14 protein-coding genes are annotated in these 17,970 nt (G+C 63.3%); 6 read left to right on the forward strand and 8 right to left on the reverse strand.

Features of this window, described 5'->3' with window-relative positions:
* Positions 1 to 32 precede the first annotated feature (32 nt).
* From AB4Z43_RS08895 to AB4Z43_RS08920, 6 genes are all read right to left on the reverse strand, one after another.
* A complete protein-coding gene (locus AB4Z43_RS08895) occupies positions 33 to 413 on the reverse strand; it encodes a hypothetical protein (protein ID WP_441936953.1) in 381 nt (126 codons plus the stop codon).
* 320 nt (positions 414 to 733) lie between these two features.
* On the reverse strand, positions 734 to 880 hold the full coding sequence (locus AB4Z43_RS08900; RefSeq protein WP_019861232.1) for a hypothetical protein: 147 nt from the start codon (positions 878 to 880) through the stop codon (positions 734 to 736).
* Positions 881 to 905: 25 nt separating this feature from the next.
* Complete coding sequence (locus AB4Z43_RS08905; RefSeq protein ID WP_019861233.1) at positions 906 to 1,160, reverse strand: GlsB/YeaQ/YmgE family stress response membrane protein; 255 nt, start codon at positions 1,158 to 1,160, stop codon at positions 906 to 908.
* Positions 1,161 to 1,268: 108 nt separating this feature from the next.
* Positions 1,269 to 1,472, reverse strand: coding sequence for a hypothetical protein (locus tag AB4Z43_RS08910; RefSeq protein WP_027047403.1), 204 nt, complete (start codon positions 1,470 to 1,472; stop codon positions 1,269 to 1,271).
* Between the two features lie 93 nt (positions 1,473 to 1,565).
* On the reverse strand, positions 1,566 to 2,186 hold the full coding sequence (locus AB4Z43_RS08915; RefSeq protein WP_019861235.1) for a ribonuclease D: 621 nt from the start codon (positions 2,184 to 2,186) through the stop codon (positions 1,566 to 1,568).
* Positions 2,187 to 2,263: 77 nt separating this feature from the next.
* Complete coding sequence (locus tag AB4Z43_RS08920; protein WP_019861236.1) at positions 2,264 to 3,649, reverse strand: M20/M25/M40 family metallo-hydrolase; 1,386 nt, start codon at positions 3,647 to 3,649, stop codon at positions 2,264 to 2,266.
* Between the two features lie 445 nt (positions 3,650 to 4,094).
* On the opposite strand from AB4Z43_RS08920, the gene polA reads away from it, so the two are divergent.
* The gene (gene polA / locus AB4Z43_RS08925; protein ID WP_441936957.1) at positions 4,095 to 7,058 is read left to right on the forward strand and encodes a DNA polymerase I; all 2,964 of its coding nucleotides are present in this window, start codon (positions 4,095 to 4,097) and stop codon (positions 7,056 to 7,058) included.
* A 33-nt stretch (positions 7,059 to 7,091) separates the two neighbouring features.
* Here polA and AB4Z43_RS08930 read toward each other — a convergent pair whose 3' ends face one another.
* Positions 7,092 to 7,496, reverse strand: a complete 405-nt coding sequence (locus AB4Z43_RS08930) for a Fur family transcriptional regulator (protein ID WP_027047405.1) — start codon at positions 7,494 to 7,496, stop codon at positions 7,092 to 7,094.
* Positions 7,497 to 7,741: 245 nt separating this feature from the next.
* Here AB4Z43_RS08930 and AB4Z43_RS08935 point away from each other — a divergent pair, with 245 nt between their 5' ends.
* The 5 genes from AB4Z43_RS08935 (at position 7,742) to amrB (ending at position 15,864) form a co-directional block, all read left to right on the forward strand.
* Complete coding sequence (locus AB4Z43_RS08935; protein WP_441936959.1) at positions 7,742 to 9,943, forward strand: caspase family protein; 2,202 nt, start codon at positions 7,742 to 7,744, stop codon at positions 9,941 to 9,943.
* A 119-nt stretch (positions 9,944 to 10,062) separates the two neighbouring features.
* Positions 10,063 to 10,443, forward strand: a complete 381-nt coding sequence (locus tag AB4Z43_RS08940; protein WP_441936961.1) for a hypothetical protein — start codon at positions 10,063 to 10,065, stop codon at positions 10,441 to 10,443.
* Positions 10,440 to 11,147: a DUF4760 domain-containing protein gene (locus AB4Z43_RS08945; RefSeq protein ID WP_019861242.1), complete on the forward strand. Its 708-nt coding sequence runs from the start codon at positions 10,440 to 10,442 to the stop codon at positions 11,145 to 11,147. Before AB4Z43_RS08940 ends, AB4Z43_RS08945 begins: the two co-directional genes overlap by 4 nt.
* A 68-nt stretch (positions 11,148 to 11,215) precedes the next feature.
* Positions 11,216 to 14,182 (forward strand): caspase family protein, encoded by a 2,967-nt coding sequence (locus tag AB4Z43_RS08950; protein WP_441936963.1) that lies wholly within the window; start codon positions 11,216 to 11,218, stop codon positions 14,180 to 14,182.
* Positions 14,179 to 15,864, forward strand: a complete 1,686-nt coding sequence (amrB, locus tag AB4Z43_RS08955) for an AmmeMemoRadiSam system protein B (protein ID WP_441936965.1) — start codon at positions 14,179 to 14,181, stop codon at positions 15,862 to 15,864. Before AB4Z43_RS08950 ends, amrB begins: the two co-directional genes overlap by 4 nt.
* A 197-nt stretch (positions 15,865 to 16,061) precedes the next feature.
* On the opposite strand, the gene AB4Z43_RS08960 is transcribed toward amrB, so the two are convergent.
* A complete protein-coding gene (locus tag AB4Z43_RS08960; protein ID WP_441936967.1) occupies positions 16,062 to 17,870 on the reverse strand; it encodes an MORN repeat-containing protein in 1,809 nt (602 codons plus the stop codon).
* Positions 17,871 to 17,970 lie beyond the last annotated feature (100 nt).

A 17,970-nucleotide genomic window follows, 5' to 3' on the forward strand; every position in this document is an offset into this window, starting at 1 on the left:
TCGTCACCAGGCGATCACCTGGTGGGCACGCGTCAGCCGATCGCCGCACGAACCGAGAGCGCTGCCCTCGACGATTGCATGACCTCGCCGACATGGCAGTAGCAGACGATCTCGTGCAGTTGATGGTCGGTCAGCTCGAAGAAGCGCTTGGCTTCGCCATAGCTGTCGTCTTTCAGACCCTCGTCGTGCAATATGGGGTCTGTGAAGGCAACCGCTATCGGCGAGCCATCGCCTCGCATGACATCGCGTTCCGCCGGCGCACGGTATTCAGTCCCGGCAAGCGCGGTCAGGAGCCGGCTGGGCTCACGTTCAAGAAGCTCGGCCCAACGCATCAGACGTTGGATTCGGCTCATCACCGGCTGTATGTTGACCTCGGCCACTGCATGCAGTTGGTCTAGTGTTTGGTGTTTCATGACAACCTCCTAGCAATAGGTTGGTTGATCCCAAACGCCCTGTGTTGACATTATAGCGCCGGAGCGCCGATCCGTCATTCTAATTCCATGCCGGGACAATCGCTCGTCCGGCACTACGCCGATGCAATGGCCCCGTCCTGCCGGCAATTTCCAACTCCTCCGAGTATCGACGACAGCGCCAAAAGGGCCAGCGTCTGGTCCTCGCAGGTCACCGCCACGATGCTGTTCGACCGGTCGATATCAAGGCCTTCGGGCCGACTTCCGCAGGACTGGCCTGCCGCACAGGACGGCCGGCGCCGCGCCGCCGGTCGACGGCAGGCTCAATTCTGCTGGATCGAAATGCCCTTGTCGTCAATCTTGAGCTCGACACCCTTCGGCTTGGTCTGCTCGCGGTAGACATAGACGCCGAGCGCGATGACCACGACGACGAGCGCGCCAATGATGAGATAGAGCGTATTCTGCTTCATGGCGCGCCCTTTGTCGTTTCGAGCCTCAGGCTCGTTTCAGTACCTTGACCAGCACCAGAAGGATGATGGCGCCGATCGTGGCGTGGATGATGGAAGCAATGATGCCGCCGCCGATGGAGAAGCCGATCCGCGGCAACAGCCAGCCGGCGATGAACGCGCCGACGATGCCGACGATGATGTTGCCGATCAGGCCGAAGCCGAAACCGGAAACGATGAGACCGGCAAGCCAGCCGGCGATGGCACCGATGATGATGAAGACGAGAAGGCTTTCTACGCCCATGCCGATTTCCTCCGAGCAAGGGGGCGAGCGCGGAGCGGAAGGCTCCGAATCGGCCCCGATATCAACGGCTTCAGGCTATTCGAAAGCAGCTGGCCCCGCCAGCGGCGCTCATTGATCGTCGTCGTCGCCGGAAGCGGGCCGCCAGCTGGTCGGCTCGACCTTCTTTTGCGTGTGGCTGTCGGTGTAGACCCACCAGCCATCATCACGGTATTGCCCGATGGATTCGTTGATGACGCCGTCCCCGTCCTGCCACATGATGGAGACCTTGGAGCCATCGGTCGGAGCTGTCGATATCGGCTTTCGGTCGGCCATCCTATCCCCCATTTAGCCGTTGAACTGCGCCGACAAAACGCGGCGGTCAGCGTCTGGTTCCAGTCGGCCACCGGCCAGCAGGCTCTCAAGTCGTCAGCTGTGCGCGAAGATATCCTCTTCGTCCCAGCCCATCAGGTCAAGCTTGGCCCTCGTCGGCAGGAAGCGGAAGCAGGCATCGGCCTCCTTGGTCCGCCCCTCGCGCGCCAGCCGCCCGGCCAGCACATCCCGCAGCCGGTGCAGATAGAGCACGTCGGAGGCGGCATATTCGAGCTGCTCGGGCGACAGCGTTTCGGCCGCCCAGTCCGATGATTGCTGCGCCTTGGACAGACCGACGCCGAGAAGCTCGAAGCAGATGTCCTTCAACCCGTGCCTGTCGGTATAGGTGCGGGTCAGCCGCGAAGCGATCTTGGTGCAGAACACCGGCTCAGGCATCACCCCGAAGGCGTTGTAGAGCACGGCAATGTCGAAGCGTCCGAAATGGAACAGCTTCGTCACGTTGCGGTTCTTCAGCAGGCTGACGAGGTTCGGCGCCTTCTTCTGGCCCGGTGCGATCTGGATGACGTCGGCGCTGCCGTCGCCAGGCGATATCTGCACCACGCACAACCGGTCGCGATGCGGGTTCAGACCCAGCGTCTCGGTGTCGATGGCTACCGCCCCGACGTTGTAATGCGAAAGGTCGGGCAAATCATGCTTGTGGAAACGGATGTCGGCCATGGTCTTCTCCGGTCGCGGCGTTCCCCGTCCTCGCCGCGATCCGGTGAAAAATCAACAGGAAAACGACTTTCCGCCGCTCAGCGCGTCAGCGCATCGAGAATGCGCGCCCAGGAGCGCTGGCCCTTGTGGAAGGACGACAGCTCGTATTTCTCGTTGGGAGAGTGGATGCGGTCGTCGTCGAGGCCGAAGCCGACCAGCAGGGACTCGATACCGAGATAGGTCTGGAAATCGCCGACAACCGGGATTGATCCGCCACTGCCGGTCGTGACCGCCTGTTTCTCCCATTCGTCCGACAGCGCGTCCTTGGCCTTGGCCAGGAACGGCGAGTCATAGGAAAGCTGGATTGCCGGCGAGCCGCCATGCGGGTGAAATTCGACGGAACAGTCGGCCGGAATGCGCTCCTTGACGAATTTCTGGAAGGCAGCGCGGATTTTCTTTGGATCCTGCTTGTGAACGAGGCGGAACGACACCTTGGCCGAGGCTTCCGCCGCGATCACCGTCTTGAAGCCTTTTCCAGTGTAGCCGCCGATGATGCCGTTGAACTCGGCGGTCGGCCGTGCCCAGGTCAGTTCCAGCACCGAGCGGCCTTTTTCGCCCGAAGGGATCGACAAGCCGACAGGGCCGAGAAAAGTCTCGGCCGTCTCGCCGAGACTTTCCCAAGACTTCAGCACCTGTGTTGGTGTTTCCTCGACACCGTCATAAAAGCCGGGAATGGTGATGTGGCCATCCTTGTCGTGGATGTCAGCCAGCACCTTGGCCAGAATACGGATCGGATTGGCAGCGGCACCTCCATAAAGCCCCGAATGCAGGTCGCGGTCAGCCGCCTTGACCGTCACCTCTTCGCCAACCATCCCGCGCAACGAAACGCAGATGGACGGCGTCTCGCGGTCCCACATGCCGGTATCGCAGACAAGCGCGAAATCGGTACTGAGCTCGTCGGCATTGGCCTCGAGGAACGGCTTCAGCGAAGGCGAGCCGGACTCCTCCTCGCCTTCGAACAGGATGGTGACGCGGCATGGCAAATTGCCATGCACCTGCTTCCAGGCGCGGCAAGCCTCGACGAAGGTCATCAGCTGGCCCTTGTCGTCGGCAGAGCCACGCCCGGTGATCACCTTGTGGTCAGGCCCAACCTCCTTCACCGCTGGTGCGAACGGATCGTTTTCCCACAATTCGATCGGGTCGACCGGCTGCACGTCGTAATGGCCATAGAACAGCACATGTGGGGCGCCTGCCGGCCCCTCATGATGCGCAACCACCATCGGGTGGCCCGGCGTGTCGCGCACGCTGGCATCGAAGCCGATCAGCTTCAGCTCCGCCACCAGCCATTCCGCCGCCTTGCGGCAGTCGGCGGCATAGGCCGGATCGGTGGAGATCGACTTGATCCTGAGCAGGCCGAACAGGCGCTCCAGGCTCTGGTCGAGATTCTTGTCGAGGCGGTCGAGGACGGGGGAAACTGCGGACATTTGTGAAGCCTTTCGATTCAGTGCCGGAACCGTAAAGGCAGAGCGGCGAAACGAAAAGCCCGGGAGTGTTGGACCGCGGCGCCAGTCGGCCGCCGCAGGCCAAAAAAGTCCGCTGCCGCGGGCCAAAAAAAGACCGCCGTGGTGGAGGGGGAACCACGGCGGCCTCATACTCGAAACGATGCGGCAGCCCGGAGAGGGGGGATAGGCTGCCGCAGTTGTCCGGGATAGGCGGGGGACGGGCCTTGCTCCGGACTTCGGCGAAAACTGCCGATGACATGTATTTGGGTCTCTGAACGTGGCGATTCAAGGGCACCAACGTTACACTTTTGTAACGTGCCCGTGATCGGGCTTGCACGCCCCCGATCTGTCAGGGTGTTGACGGAACCGATATCTGGCGATGTGTTTGGCATGGACCAAGCCACCGCGCCGCGCTATCCCTGCCGGCATGAAAAAAGGCGATCATCTCTTCCTCATCGACGGCTCGGGCTACATCTTCCGGGCCTATCACGCACTGCCGCCGCTGACGCGCAAATCCGACGGCCTGCCTGTCGGTGCTGTTTCCGGTTTCTGCAACATGCTGTGGAAGCTGATGCAGGATGCCCGCAACACCGACGTAGGCATTGTGCCGACGCATTTCGCGGTCATCTTCGACTATTCCTCGAAAACTTTCCGCAACGACCTCTACCCCGAATACAAGGCCAACCGTTCGGCGCCGCCTGAAGACCTGATCCCGCAATTCGGCCTGATCCGACAGGCGACCAAGGCCTTCAACCTGCCTTGCATCGAGATGGAAGGCTTCGAGGCCGACGATCTCATCGCCACCTATTGCCGGCTGGCCCGCGAAGCCGGCGGCGACACCACCATCATCTCCTCCGACAAGGATCTGATGCAGCTGGTCGGCGATACGGTCGGCATGTACGACCCGATGAAGGACCGCCAGATCGGCATTCCCGAGGTCATCGAGAAATGGGGCGTGCCGCCGGAGAAGATGGTCGATCTGCAGGCGCTGACCGGCGATTCCGTCGACAATGTGCCCGGCGTGCCCGGCATCGGCCCGAAGACGGCGGCGCAACTGCTGGAGCAATTTGGCGACCTTGACGGGCTGCTCGCCCGCGCCGGCGAGATCAAGCAGGACAAGAGGCGCGAATCGATCATCGCCAACACCGACAAGGCGCTGATCTCGCGCCAGCTGGTGACGCTGAAGAACGACGTGCCGGTGGCCGAGGGGCTGGACGACTTCGTGCTGCATGCCCCGGACGGGCCGAAGCTGATCGGCTTCTTGAAGACCATGGAATTCACCTCGCTGACCCGCCGCGTGGCGGAAGCCACGAGCACCGAGGCCAGCGACGTCCAGGCCGTCGCGGTGATCGTCGAGCGCGCCGACCATGCCCACGGCCCCGATGTCGGCGCCGGAGCGCCGGCTGTGGCCCGCAGCGGTGCCGAGGCAGGCCAGGCCAACGGTGATGCGACCACTACACCGACGGTGGACGCCGCCAAGCAAGGCGATACCCCTTCCCTGCTCTCGGCCATGCGGCTGGAGCGCGCGGCGACTGGCAGGATCGACACGGCGGCCTATCTCTGCATTCGCGATATCGCGACCTTGAAAGTCTGGGTCGCCGAGGCGCGGGAGGCTGGCGTCACCGCCTTCGACGTCAGGGCGACATCCGGCGATCCGATGCAGGCCGAACTGATCGGCATGGCGATAGCCACGGCGCCCGGCCGCGCCGGCTATATTCCCTTTGCCCACAAGAGCGGCAATGGCGACCTGCTCGGCGGCGGCGCGCTCGAGAACCAGATACCTCTCCGCGAGGCGCTGGCGGAGCTGAAACCGCTGCTCGAGGACAAATCCGTCCTCAAGATCGCGCAGAACCTGAAATACGATCTCGTCATCATGAGCCGTTACGGCATCGATGTCGCGCCCTTCGACGACACCATGCTGATCTCCTACGTGCTCGATGCCGGTACCCCGCACGGTCACGGCATGGACCAGCTTGCCGAGAAATGGCTTGGCCATACCCCGCTCCAGCTCAAGGACGTAACCGGCTCCGGCAAGAGCTCGGTCGGTTTCGACCAGGTGGACATCGACAAGGCGACGGCGCACGCCGCCGAAGACGCCGATATCACGTTGCGTCTGTGGCTGGTGCTGAAGCCACGGCTTGCCGCCAAGGGCCTGGTCTCGGTCTATGAGCGGCTGGAACGGCCGCTGGTGCCGGTTCTGGCGCGCATGGAACAGCGCGGCATTTCGGTCGACCGGCAGATCCTGTCCAGGCTTTCGGGCGAACTCGCGCAGGGTGCCGCCCGGCTGGAAGAGGAGATCTACCAGCTCATCGGCGAGCGCATCAACATCGGCTCGCCCAAGCAACTCGGCGATATCCTGTTCGGCCGTATGGGCCTGCCCGGCGGCTCCAAGACCAAGACCGGCCAATGGTCGACCTCGGCACAGCTTTTGGAAGACCTCGCCGCCGAAGGCCACGAACTGCCGCGCAAGATCGTCGACTGGCGCCAGTTGACCAAGCTGAAATCGACCTACACCGATGCGCTGCCCGGCTTCATCCATCCCGACACCAGGCGCGTGCACACCTCCTACGCGCTGGCCGCGACGACGACAGGCCGGCTGTCGTCCTCCGACCCGAACCTGCAGAACATTCCGGTGCGCACCGCCGAAGGCCGCAAGATCAGGACCGCCTTCATCGCCGACAAGGGCAACCGGCTGGTCTCGGCCGACTACAGCCAGATCGAACTGCGCGTGCTCGCCCATGTCGCCGAGATTCCGCAACTGCGGCAGGCTTTCGCCGACGGCGCCGACATCCACGCCATCACCGCGTCGGAAATGTTCAATGTCCCCGTGCAGGGCATGCCTTCGGAAGTCCGCCGTCGCGCCAAGGCGATCAATTTCGGCATCATCTATGGCATTTCCGCCTTCGGCCTTGCCAACCAGCTGTCGATTCCGCGCGAGGAAGCGAGCAACTACATCAAGAAATACTTCGAGCGGTTCCCCGGCATCCGCGACTACATCGAAGAGACCAAGGCCTATGCCCGCGAGAATGGCTTTGTCGAAACCATCTTCGGCCGCCGCATCCACTACCCGGATATCCGCTCCTCGAACCCGTCGCTGCGCGCGTTCAACGAGCGCGCCTCGATCAACGCCCGCCTGCAAGGCACCGCCGCCGACATCATCCGCCGCGCCATGGTGCGCATGGAGGAAGCGCTGGACAAGGCGAAACTGTCGGCCCGCATGCTGCTGCAGGTGCACGACGAGCTGATCTTCGAGACGGTCGAGGCCGAAGTCGAAGCGACGATCCCAGTCGTGCGCCACGTCATGGAAAACGCAGCGATGCCGGCGGTCTCAATGTCGGTGCCGCTCCATGTCGACGCGCGAGCCGCGAACAACTGGGATGAGGCGCATTAGCGCCAACGCTTCGTCATCCTACGAAGAGAAGACCTAAGCGGCCACAGCCCGGCACTTCGCGCACGTCCCGCGAAATTCTATGACCGCCTTCTTGGCGGCGAAGCCGGTCGAATGGACCCATTCGTTCAGCCGGTGGTCGACATCATGGTCCGACATCTCGGTCACCTGCCCGCATGTGTCGCAGATGGCGAAGGCGGTCATCGAATGGCTGTGGTCATGCGGCTCGGCGCAGGCGACGAAGGAGTTGATGCTTTCCAGCCGGTGCACGAAGCCGGACTTCACCAGCGTGTCGAGCGCACGATACACCTGCAGCGGCGCGCGAAAACCGCGTTCGCGCAACTGGTCGAGCAAGGTGTAGGCGCTGAGCGGTCCGCTCGCGGTCTCGAGCTTCTCGAGCACGCACAACTGGTTCTTCGTCAGCACATCCCTTGCCGCCATGGTCCGGTTCCAACTTGTCCTGCGCCATCTGCAGGCTGTTTGCCCGCGCAAACCGCCTGATCCCATTCAGATAGCGACGAACCGTCGTCTTTGCTACTCTTCTGTTGTTGTCCTGGACCGATCGATAACGTGCCGGCGCATTTGATGACGGCAGGCTTGATGGCGCAGCGACGTTCAAAATACTGACAAAATCCTCGACGAGGGTGGTTTCGCTTGGGAAATTCGATCGGGCTTGGGGAAGCAATATGATCAAATTGACACGCCGGACGCTGCTTGTCGGCACGTCCGCGCTCGTGGCGGCCGGTGCGCTCTCGTTCCGGGCGCTGGCGGCATCGCGCACCTATCACGCGCTGCTGGTCGCCTGCACCGAATATCCTGCCCTGCCGCAAAGGAACTGGCTGATCGGGCCGAAGAACGATGCCGGCCTGGTGCACGAATACCTGCTGAAGAACGTACCCGACCCGGTACGCTTCGCGCCCGAAAACGTCACGCTGCTCGCCAAGGACGTGCCCGGTGCCAAAGGCTTGCCGACCCATGCGGCGATCAAGGCGGCACTCGCCGACCTTGCCGCCAAGGTTCAGCGCGACGATTTCGTCTATCTGCATCTGTCCGGCCACGGCGCCCAGCAGCCCGAAAGGGTCAAGGGCGACGAGACCGACGGGCTAGACGAGATCTTCCTGCCCGTCGACATCGAGAAATGGATCAATCGCGATGCCGGCGTGCCGAACGCGCTGGTCGACAATGAGATCGGCGACGCGCTCGACGCGATCCGCAACAAAGGCGCCTTTGTCTGGGCGGTCTTCGACTGCTGCCATTCCGGCACCGCGACGCGCGCCGTCGAAGTCGACGACGAACTGGAGCGCAAGGTCGAATTCGCCGACCTGGTGGGCGGCGACGAGGCTGCAAGGGCGGCGACCCTCAAGGCCTATGAGGACACGGTCGCAAGCGCCTCGCGCGGCCTCGACGAGAATGGCGCGCGCAAGCCCGCCTTCAACCTGACGCCGACCGGCGGCGAACCCATCACCAAGGGCAAGCTGGTCGCCTTCTATGCGGCCCAGACGGTGGAGACGACGCCGGAGATGCCGCTGCCCAAGGGCACGGCGGATGCGCCGCGCTTCGGCCTCTTCACCTTCACCATCCTGTCGAAGCTCGCCGAAAACCCCAACATTACCTATCGCCAGCTCGGCCAGGCCGTGCTGCAGCAATATTCAGCCGACAGCCGCACCCGGCCAACGCCGCTGTTCGAGGGCGAACTCGACGCCCGCGTCTTCGGCACCGACAAGACCGACGCCGTCATGCAGTGGCCCATCGTCGTCAAGGACGGCGAGGCGACGATCGGTGCGGGCCTGCTGCATCGCCTCACGCCTGGCAGCAAGCTTGCCATCCTGCCGTCGGCGCTGTCGTCGCTATCCGACGCGGTCGGCTACGTCGAGGTGCAGTCGGCCAAGAACCTGGAAAGCCGCGTCAAGCCGGTCGAGTTCGAGAAAAAGCCGGCACTCAAACTCGCCGATATTCCTGCCAACGCCTATGCGCGGGTGGCGGAGATCGCCGTCGACTACAGGCTCACGGTCGCTCGGCCGGCCGCGACGAAGGGGCTGGAGAAAGAAGCCGAGCTCGTCAATTCGGTTCTCGACGAACTGGCCACGGCCAAGGAAACCGGCTTCAACATCGAACTGGTCGACCCGGGCAAGAGCGCCGAGCTGCGCTTTGCCGTGATGCGCGAGAATGCCATTGCCGGCGCCGGCAAGGACGCGTCAGACAAGCCGGCGCTGTGGTTCCTGCCGGCGTCGGGTGACGTGACGCTGAAGGACGGCAGCAAGCCGCCGCTGATCATTATCCATCTAGATGACCGCCAGAAGCTGGTCGACGCCACGACCAGGAATTTGCGCACCATCTTCCGCGCCACCGGGCTGTCGCGTCTGGCGGCCGCCTCCGACTACAAGCCCGAGGATGTCGACGTCCAGTTCCAGGTCAAGCGCCGCGACAAGGATGGTCTCGAGCCCCTGCAGGCTTCCGCGGTGCCGCGTGTCTCGCCGGGCGACGAGGTGCATGTGCTGGCCAAGAACAGCTCGGACCAGCTGGTCGACATCAACGTGCTCTATGTCGGCAGCGACTATTCGATCACCCACATCGTCGCCGAACGCCTGGCACCGCAGGCCACGCTGGAGGAAGGGCTGCTCGCCTTCACCGACAACAGCTTCGGCATGGAACGGATGATCGCGGTGCTGACCGAGGCGCCGCCGGAAAGCGAGAAGGAGGATTTGAGCTTCCTGGCGCAGGACGGCGTCGCGGCGATGACGCGCGGCCTCGGCCCCGCCAGCTTCTCCGACATGCTCGCCGATATCGGCATGGCGCCGCCGACCCGCTCGGTGATGCGGCTTGCCGACAAGAGCGGCCCGAAGGGGGCGGTGATGATCTTCCCGATGGAGACGGTGCCGCGCGCCTGAACTCCGGCTCCAAGGCCGCACGGCCTAGTATATCAGGCTCTTGCGCGATCGGCGCGATATGAGAACATCCCCAGCCGCGGCCAAGGGTTCAGCGACTGACGAAGCAGATAGGATCGATTGTGAAGAAGCCTTTTTTCTCCTGGCGCACGACGGTTGCCGGACTTGCCGGCGGCCTGTTGCTGATCGTCAACGCGTCTGCGCAGGACACGTGCGGCCTTTGCGCCAAGCAGGTGGTCATCAATTCGGAACTGGCGACGTGCTTCCTCGATCAGTACGACCAGTTCGCCAAGACCAGCAGTGACGCGGTGGTGGTCGACCTCTCGAGCTGCGCCTCGCGCGGCGTGGTCGAGGCCTTGCCGTCGCCGAACAAGGCGCCGGCGGAGCCGGACATGCAGTTCATTGTTTCGCGCCCGCAGCTGGCATGTCTGAAAAAGCAGCTTGAAGCGCCGGGCGTGGTGCTTGATCCCTCCGCCACCATCGAACTGGACAGTTGCAAATGAAGAAGCCGGGGGGCACGACAAAGCAGACACCGGTGGCCGCGCCCGCAAAGGCGCCGGCGGCGAAGGAGACGCTGCCGGAAACCACCGAAGGTTTTCCTTGGCCGAGCAGCCATGAGATCAAGAAGGAGAGCAATCCCTTCACCGATCGCGACTGGCGCATGCTGGTCTATGCCTGGTCGGGCATGCTGGTGCGTTTCGCCATCATCTTCACCCTGGCATTCTCGGTCTATCAATTCCTGGCGAACCAGGAGCAGAAGCGCGTCGAGCAGACCATGTCCCTGGTCGAGCTCTGGGAAACCAAGGACTATCAGCAGGCACAACGGGCGTTGAAGGATCGCCTTGCCGCCCTCAACGCCAAATACGACAATCTGCTCAGCGCCAATCCTTCGCCGACCGAGGAACAGGTGTTCCGCCAGCGCATCGGCATCGAGGCGATGAGCGCCTCCGGCGGCGACATGCCGCTCGCCGACTTCAGCGAGAATTTCGACCGCATTGTCTATTTCCTCAACCGGCTGTCCTTCTGCGTCGACGGCGACCTGTGCTCACGCAAGGTGACCGATGCCTATTTCCGCGACTACGCCGTCTCCTTCTGGAGCTATTTTGCCGGCTATGTCGACAAGCAGCGCAAGGCGGGTTCGCCGACTTTTGCCACGGCGATCGAGGCCTATGTTGGCAACGGGCAACCAGCGGGCGAAGCCAAATAGCGATGGGGAAACCCGGAATCACCTTGTGCCTCATGCGTGCCTGCCGCTGGCTGGCCATGGCTGGAGCCTTGATCACGTCCTCTGCCGCCCGCGCCGAGGACGCCCCGGATTTCCATCTCGACCTCGACACCGGAGGCCATACCGCACGGATTGCCGACCTCGCCTTCACCCCCGATGGCGAGGACGTTGTCTCGGCATCCGATGACAAGACCATCCGCATCTGGGACTGGCAGAGCGGCGTGACGCTACGCACCATTCGCGGCTATCTCGGCAATGGCAGCGACGGCAAGATCTTCGCGGTCACGGTCTCGCCGGACGGCAAGACGATCGCCGCCGGCGGCTATTTCGGCGCCGGTCTCGGCGACAAGCCGCCCTATGGCGACATCAGGCTGTTCGACTTCGCCACCGGCAAGATGAAGGCCGTTCTCAAGGCCGCCGACTACGCGACCTACGACCTCGCCTTCTCTCCAGATGGCAAGATACTGGCTGCCGGCGGCGGCGACGGCATAGTCTATCTCTGGCGGCTCGACGACAAATCAGCGACGGGCTGGACGCTGGACAAGAAGCTCGACGCCGATTCCTGGCACATCGACAAGCTGGCTTTCGCCGCCGCGGGAACCCGGCTGGCGGCGACCACGACCGACAATGGCATCCGGTTGTGGGATGTCGCCAAGGGCGACGAGATCGCCTTGCCCGCTGACACAGAGCCGTTGCGGGACGTCAGTGTGCTGGCGCTGGCGATCTCGCAGGACGGCAGCCTGTTTGCCACCGGCAGCAAGGAGGGCCAGGTCCAGCTCAGGCGCGCGGCCGACGGGACGCTGGTGCGCGCCATGCCCAAGCAGGATTTCCTCATCGGCTCGCTGACCTTCGCCAAGGGATCGCGGCTGGTCGCCTCCTGCGGCTATCGCTGCGCCGACAAGCACCGCTCCGTCGTCTGGAACACCGACAGCGGCGAGAAGCTGCTCGACTACAGCGGCCATGACGGCACGGTCTATGCCAGCGCCGCCAATGCCGGCGGCTCGCTGGTGGCGACGGCCGGCGGCACCCGCAACGCCATCCAAGTCTGGGACCCGGCGACCGGCGAACGCAAGGCCTTGCTCCAAGGAGTGGGCGAACCGGTGACCGCTATCGGCATCGATCCGGCAAACGGCATCATCGCCTGGGGCAACGCCAACCCCTGCCCCGAGCGCGTGGCTTGCCCGGAACAATTGGGCGCATTGGACAAGAGGCTGGAGTTGCCCACAACCGAGCGGTTCTTCGATGACCCGCAGCCGCTGACCGAGCCGGCCTCGTTTGCCCGCGCCGCGCTGAGCGATGGCGAGTGGTCCCTGCACGCCACGGTGGGCGGCAAGGACGCGCTGGAGAACGCGTTGCTGGAGATCGCCAATGGCGGCAAGGTGGTGCGCTCGATCGAGAACGACGCCACCAACGGCTTTGCCCATTCCGCCTTCACGCTGATCGACAACGGGCTTGGCCTGATCACCGGCGGCAATGACGGCACGCTGCTGGAATACAAGGCCGCGACCGCCAGGGTCTCCGGCGAATTCACCGGCCACACCGGCGAAATCAACGCCATGGTCGCCTCGGAGAAAGCCGGCCTGCTGGTCACCGGCAGCGCCGACCAGACCGTGAGGCTGTGGAACCTGAAGACGCACGAGCTGATCGTGTCGATGTTCTTTGCCGGCTCACAATGGATCGCCTGGATGCCGCAAGGCTACTATTATTCCTCCGACGAGGGAGACAAGCTGATGGGCTGGCACGTCAACCAGGACCGTGACCATGAAGGCCGCTTCATCCGCGCCGGCCAGTTGAAGAAATACCTCTGGAGCCCGGAAATGGTGCGCCGCGCCATCATCCTGCGCAGCGCCAAACAGGCAGTCCAGGAGATGCGGCCGGGCGTCGACAACGAGTTGCAGAAGCTCTTGCAGCGCAAGCCGCCGGAATTCGGCATTCGCCTCGCCGACGACCAGAGCAACGTCCGCGACGGTTATGTCGCCGTCGAAATCACAGGCACCAAGGAAGCCGGAGCCGATGCCGCCGGCTTCTCGATCCTGTCGAACAGCCGCAATGTCGGCGACATCGCGACGCGCTCGGTCGACGGCAACAAGACAACAGTCGAGGTGCCGGTCGAGGATGGTCAAAACACTATCCGCATCACCGGCATCAACGATTATGGCTATCTGACCGAGCGCAGCGTGACGGCGCTGGCAAGGAAGACTGAAAAGGCCGAGGCCAAGGGCAAGCTCTATGTCGCGGTGATCGGCGTCGACAAATATCCGTTCCTGACCGACGCCTGTTCCGGCCATGCCTGCGATTTGCGCTACCCCGTCGACGACGCCACCGAGTTCCTCAAGGTGGTTGCGCAGAAATCGGCACCTTTGTTCTCGTCGATGGAGACGCTGGTTCTGGTCAACCGCGAGGCGCTCGACGAAAGCCCCGACAAGGCGCAACAGACCTACACCGTCGCCAGCGCCGACAACATCATGGAGCCGGACTCGCACACGATCGACGACCAGCTTGCCGATTTCCTCGACAGGCCTGGCGAACACGACACCACCATTGTTTTCGTCGCCGGCCATGGCATCAACATCGACGAGGATTACTATTTCATCCCGACCGATGGCCGCAAACAGGATGCCGACCGCTGGAAGCGCTCTTCGCTTGTCGATTGGGGTGACGTCCAGAAATCGGTCGAGCGGGCCAAGGGCATGCGCTTCATGCTGCTCGACACCTGCCATGCCGCCAACGCCTTCAATCCGCGCCTGGAAAAGGACGCGCAGGACGCGCGCATCGTCGTGTTTTCGGCGACCGCGGCCAACAACACCGCCGCCGAATTGCCGGAGCTCGGGCACGGCGTCTTCACCTATTCGATACTCGAAGGCCTGCGCGGCAAGGCGAAGACCTCGGATGGCGGCGTCACGCTGTTCGGGCTCGCCGATTTCATTTCGCACGAAGTGGTGCGGCTGACGGCGTCGAAGCAGAAGCCGTTCTACTATGTCGGCGGCGTGGAGAACATCGTGTTGGCCGAGCCGTGATAGCCCGCCTGCTGACGGTCATCATGTTCGCCCTGGTTCTCGGCGGCACGGCACAGGCCGCCCCGATCGCCTGCCCGCCCGGAACCGAAAACTTCCCGACGTTCTACGACGACGCCACGCTGTTCAAGGACGCCATCGCCAGCGTCGCTACTGTCCGGCCCTCCAACCAGCGGCTGACCGGCATCACCGTGCCGCATCACCTGCTGGCCGCCGACCTCGTGGCACTGGGTTTTCATGCAGCGTCCGGCTTTCGCTACAAGCGCATCGTCATCCTGTCGCCGGACCATTTCCACAAGACGCACAAGCTCTACGCCACCACGGCGCGCGGCTTCGACACCGTGCTTGGTCCGGTGGCCGCCGACACCGATGCCGTGCGCCTTCTGGAAGCCCACGGCGACATGCTCGAGGAATCCTGCCTGTTCGACAAGGAACATGGCGTACGCGCCATGCTGCCCTTCCTGCATCACTACTTCCCCGAGGCGAAGATCGTGCCGGTGGCGATGTCGGTGAAGGCGAAGCGCGGCGACTGGGACCGGCTGGCCGAGGCGCTGAAACCGCTCRTCGACCAGGACACGCTGATCGTCGAATCCACCGACTTCTCGCACTATCTGCCCCAGCATGATTCCAGGCGTTTCGACCAGCAGACGCTGAACATGCTGGCCGCCGGATCGCTCGACGGCATAGCGGCCCTGCGTCAGCCCGATCATGCCGATTCCGTCGGCGCGCTCTACATCCAGACCCGGCTGCAGCGCGAATTGTTCGGCGCCCAGCCGCTGGTGGTCGCCAACGAGAACTCGCAGGAACACACGTCCGACTATGTCGAGCGCACCACCAGCTATGTCGTGGCGCTGTTCGGCGCCTTCGGTCCCGGCTTCAACAACCCGGCGCGGCCAAAGGACAGGATTTATTATCTCGCTGGTGACGTGAATTTCGGTCGTGCCATGAAGAAGATCCTGGTCCGCGACGGCGTTGCCGACAAGATCGTCGACAGCATCCTTTCGCTGACCGGAGCGCGGCCGCTGATCGTCAATCTCGAAGGCGTCATCCTGCCCAACGTGCCGGAAGCGATTGACGACATGACGCTGGCCATGCCGGAAGACCTCGCCGTCAGCATGCTGAAGCGGTTGCATGTCGCCGGCGTCAGTCTCGCCAACAATCACGCCTATGATCTCGGCCCGTCCGGCTATGCCGAGACGCTGCGCGCGCTGGACGAAGCCGGCATCCCGCATTTCGGCCAGGGCGAGACGCTGGCGCTGGCCGATGTCGACCTTGTCGGCCTGACCGACATCGACACCAACGGTTCGAAGAACACCGACCTGCTCACCTCCGCCTTGCTCGACCGGCTGCTGCACGAAAATGCGCAGCGCCCGGTCGTCGCCTTCGTCCATTGGGGCCGCGAGTACAAGACCGAACCGTCGGCGCGCGAAGAGATGCTTGCCGATGGGATGCGGCTGCGCGGCGTCTCGGCCATTGTCGGCGGCCATCCGCATGTCTCGAGTGAGGCGATCGTCCCGGTTGCCGGCGGCGATGTGGCAGAGGTCTATTCGCTCGGCAATTTCCTGTTCGACCAGAGTGCGCAACGCTCCTCAGGTTCGATGCTGGAATTGCGTGTCTTTTCCCAAGGCACGATCTTTGCCAGGCTCATCCCACTGCCCAACTATTTCGAGATGGGTCGCAAATAGGCGACTGCCGTTTTCGACGTGAAGAACCTGAATGTGTGTTGAGATTCAGGTCAGGCCGAGTCGAAAACGGCTGACACCGAGAACCGGAGCGGAGCGTACTTTTCGTACGTGAGCACAGTTCTACTGCGACGCAGTATAACGGGGAAGCGCAGGTATCAGCCGTTTGCAGACCGGCCTCACCTGAATATCGACATACCTTAGCCGCAGCCCATCATCTGGCGGGGTAGATAGCACGCCGCCGGTTCGGTCCTGGTCTCGAACAGCGATTGCTTCGGCCGGAAATAGAAGAAGGTCACCGGCTTGCTCTCGCGCACGCTGCCGTCGGCGAAATGCGCGGCGATGCTGAAACTGTGGATCGACGACATCGCCGACCACATCTTCAGCCGCGCCGTATAGGCGCTGACAGTCTTGTTGCCGCGCACCGGCATGGCGATCGTGTAGTCGTGCTTGCCGATCGGGAATTCGATGTTCTGGTAGCGCATCGCTTCCGGGCTGCCGCCACCGCCATCGCCGCATTCGGCCATCGATTCGGGAGTCTCGAAGACCGCCATGGTCATCTGGGCGCGGAAGGGCTCGCTCTGCTGGTAGACATTGCCCTGATCGTCCGCCCAGGAATAGTCCAACTTGCCGATCGCGTTCAGCGTCATCGCCTGGTTGAAATTGCCAAGATAGTCGCCGACCTCACCGAACTTGATCTTGTTGGTGAGCTGGCTGCGGCAGACATTGAGGCTATCGACCGAGGGACAGGGGAAACGCCCGGTCTCAAGGCTTGCCGTGTCGACGCCGGCCTCGTCGAGCACGCTCTTGATCGACACGTCGACGCCATCGCTGAAACCGCCGATGTCTTTGGTGAACATGCGGCTTGGCTGCCCGGTCGGATTGCCTTCTTCGTCCACCGTGGTGAACTGGACCGACATCTTCATGTCCTTGGCGTCGCCCCAGCCATTGTTGACGATGGAGAAATCGGGCCGGAAGCCGATGCAGCCGAAATGCTCCGAGATCGACAACATCGGTTTGCGGTAGGCGTCGCTGGCAGCGACCTTCATTTCCAGGCTGTCGAGCTTGACCCTGAACTCGTCCGTCGTCGTCAGGTCGACCTCGGCAAAGGCCGGCGTGTCCTCCCAGGTCGCACCTTCATAGACATTGGTGGTATTGACCGTTCCGGTGCCGTTCCAGGCGTCGTTGTAGAGGGTGTCTTCCGGATAGATCGCGATGTCCTCGTCGCGCACCAGGTGCTGGTATTTCATGTCGGCCTGCTGGGTCATGCGCTGGTCAACGATGACGCCGATCTCGACTTTGCCTGCATCGCCGCCGCTGGCCTGCGCCTTGAGGAGGCCTCCGACCTTGGCATCGGCCAGAACGTCTGGACGCGTGCCGCCGACCTCCTTGCCCATCACCCACTGCGATTCATAGACCGTGCCGCCGGGGAGCCGCGTGGTGCCTTTGCCGTTCTTCAACCCGCCGACAAAAGAGCCGGCAAAGATCTCGCCTGTCTTCGACAGCAACCGGCCCTCGCCATTCGGAATGCCGTCTACGAACTGCCCCTCATAGCGGTTGCCTTCGGCATCGACATGGATACCTTCGCCGTTGAGTTCTCCGCCAAGCCAATGCCCGTCGAAAATCTCGCCTGAGCGCAATTCGAGCCGGCCTTGCCCGTCGGGCCGGCCGTTCCTGACATCGCCGAAATAGCTGGAGTAGACCGTCTTCGGGTCATAGCTTGCCGAGCCGCGCACCCGCCACACCAGCCTGCCCTTGCCGTTGATGGTGCCGTCCTCGGCGATCGTCCTGTCGGGCGAGCGGCCCGCGGCCGGCTCCCAGACGAAGTCGAGGTTCTTCTCGGGATGGAAATCCCACACACGCACGGTCCTGCGCAGCACTGAGCGTGTGTCGGCCTGATAGAGGATCTGCACGCGCTCCGCCCAGGCGCCGCCGACAGGGGCGGGATCGGCAAAAGCCGGTGAAAGCATCATCGCGCCCAGCATCGATGCGGCCGCGACCCCGAACACTGCCCTTGTCCGCCCCATCCCTCAAGCCCCCTGGACGCCTCGCCCCTTTGGCAAGGCAAGCGTAGTCGGGGCGCCGGCCTCGTGCAAGGGAAGCCATGAG

Source organism: Mesorhizobium sp. 2RAF45, assembly GCF_052115225.1.
In the GTDB taxonomy this organism is placed as follows: Bacteria; Pseudomonadota; Alphaproteobacteria; order Rhizobiales; family Rhizobiaceae; genus Mesorhizobium; species Mesorhizobium jarvisii.

Bases quoted from the DNA above. Each gene is read 5' to 3' on its own strand.
- AB4Z43_RS08910 (WP_027047403.1), bottom strand. From the start codon at position 1,472: ATGGCCGACCGAAAGCCGATATCGACAGCTCCGACCGATGGCTCCAAG.
- AB4Z43_RS08900 (WP_019861232.1), bottom strand. From the start codon at position 880: ATGAAGCAGAATACGCTCTATCTCATCATTGGCGCGCTCGTCGTCGTG.
- AB4Z43_RS08920 (WP_019861236.1), bottom strand. From the start codon at position 3,649: ATGTCCGCAGTTTCCCCCGTCCTCGACCGCCTCGACAAGAATCTCGAC.
- AB4Z43_RS08895 (WP_441936953.1), bottom strand. From the start codon at position 413: ATGAAACACCAAACACTAGACCAACTGCATGCAGTGGCCGAGGTCAAC.
- AB4Z43_RS08915 (WP_019861235.1), bottom strand. From the start codon at position 2,186: ATGGCCGACATCCGTTTCCACAAGCATGATTTGCCCGACCTTTCGCAT.
- AB4Z43_RS08930 (WP_027047405.1), bottom strand. From the start codon at position 7,496: ATGGCGGCAAGGGATGTGCTGACGAAGAACCAGTTGTGCGTGCTCGAG.
- polA (WP_441936957.1), top strand. From the start codon at position 4,095: ATGAAAAAAGGCGATCATCTCTTCCTCATCGACGGCTCGGGCTACATC.
- AB4Z43_RS08935 (WP_441936959.1), top strand. From the start codon at position 7,742: ATGATCAAATTGACACGCCGGACGCTGCTTGTCGGCACGTCCGCGCTC.
- AB4Z43_RS08905 (WP_019861233.1), bottom strand. From the start codon at position 1,160: ATGGGCGTAGAAAGCCTTCTCGTCTTCATCATCATCGGTGCCATCGCC.
- AB4Z43_RS08945 (WP_019861242.1), top strand. From the start codon at position 10,440: ATGAAGAAGCCGGGGGGCACGACAAAGCAGACACCGGTGGCCGCGCCC.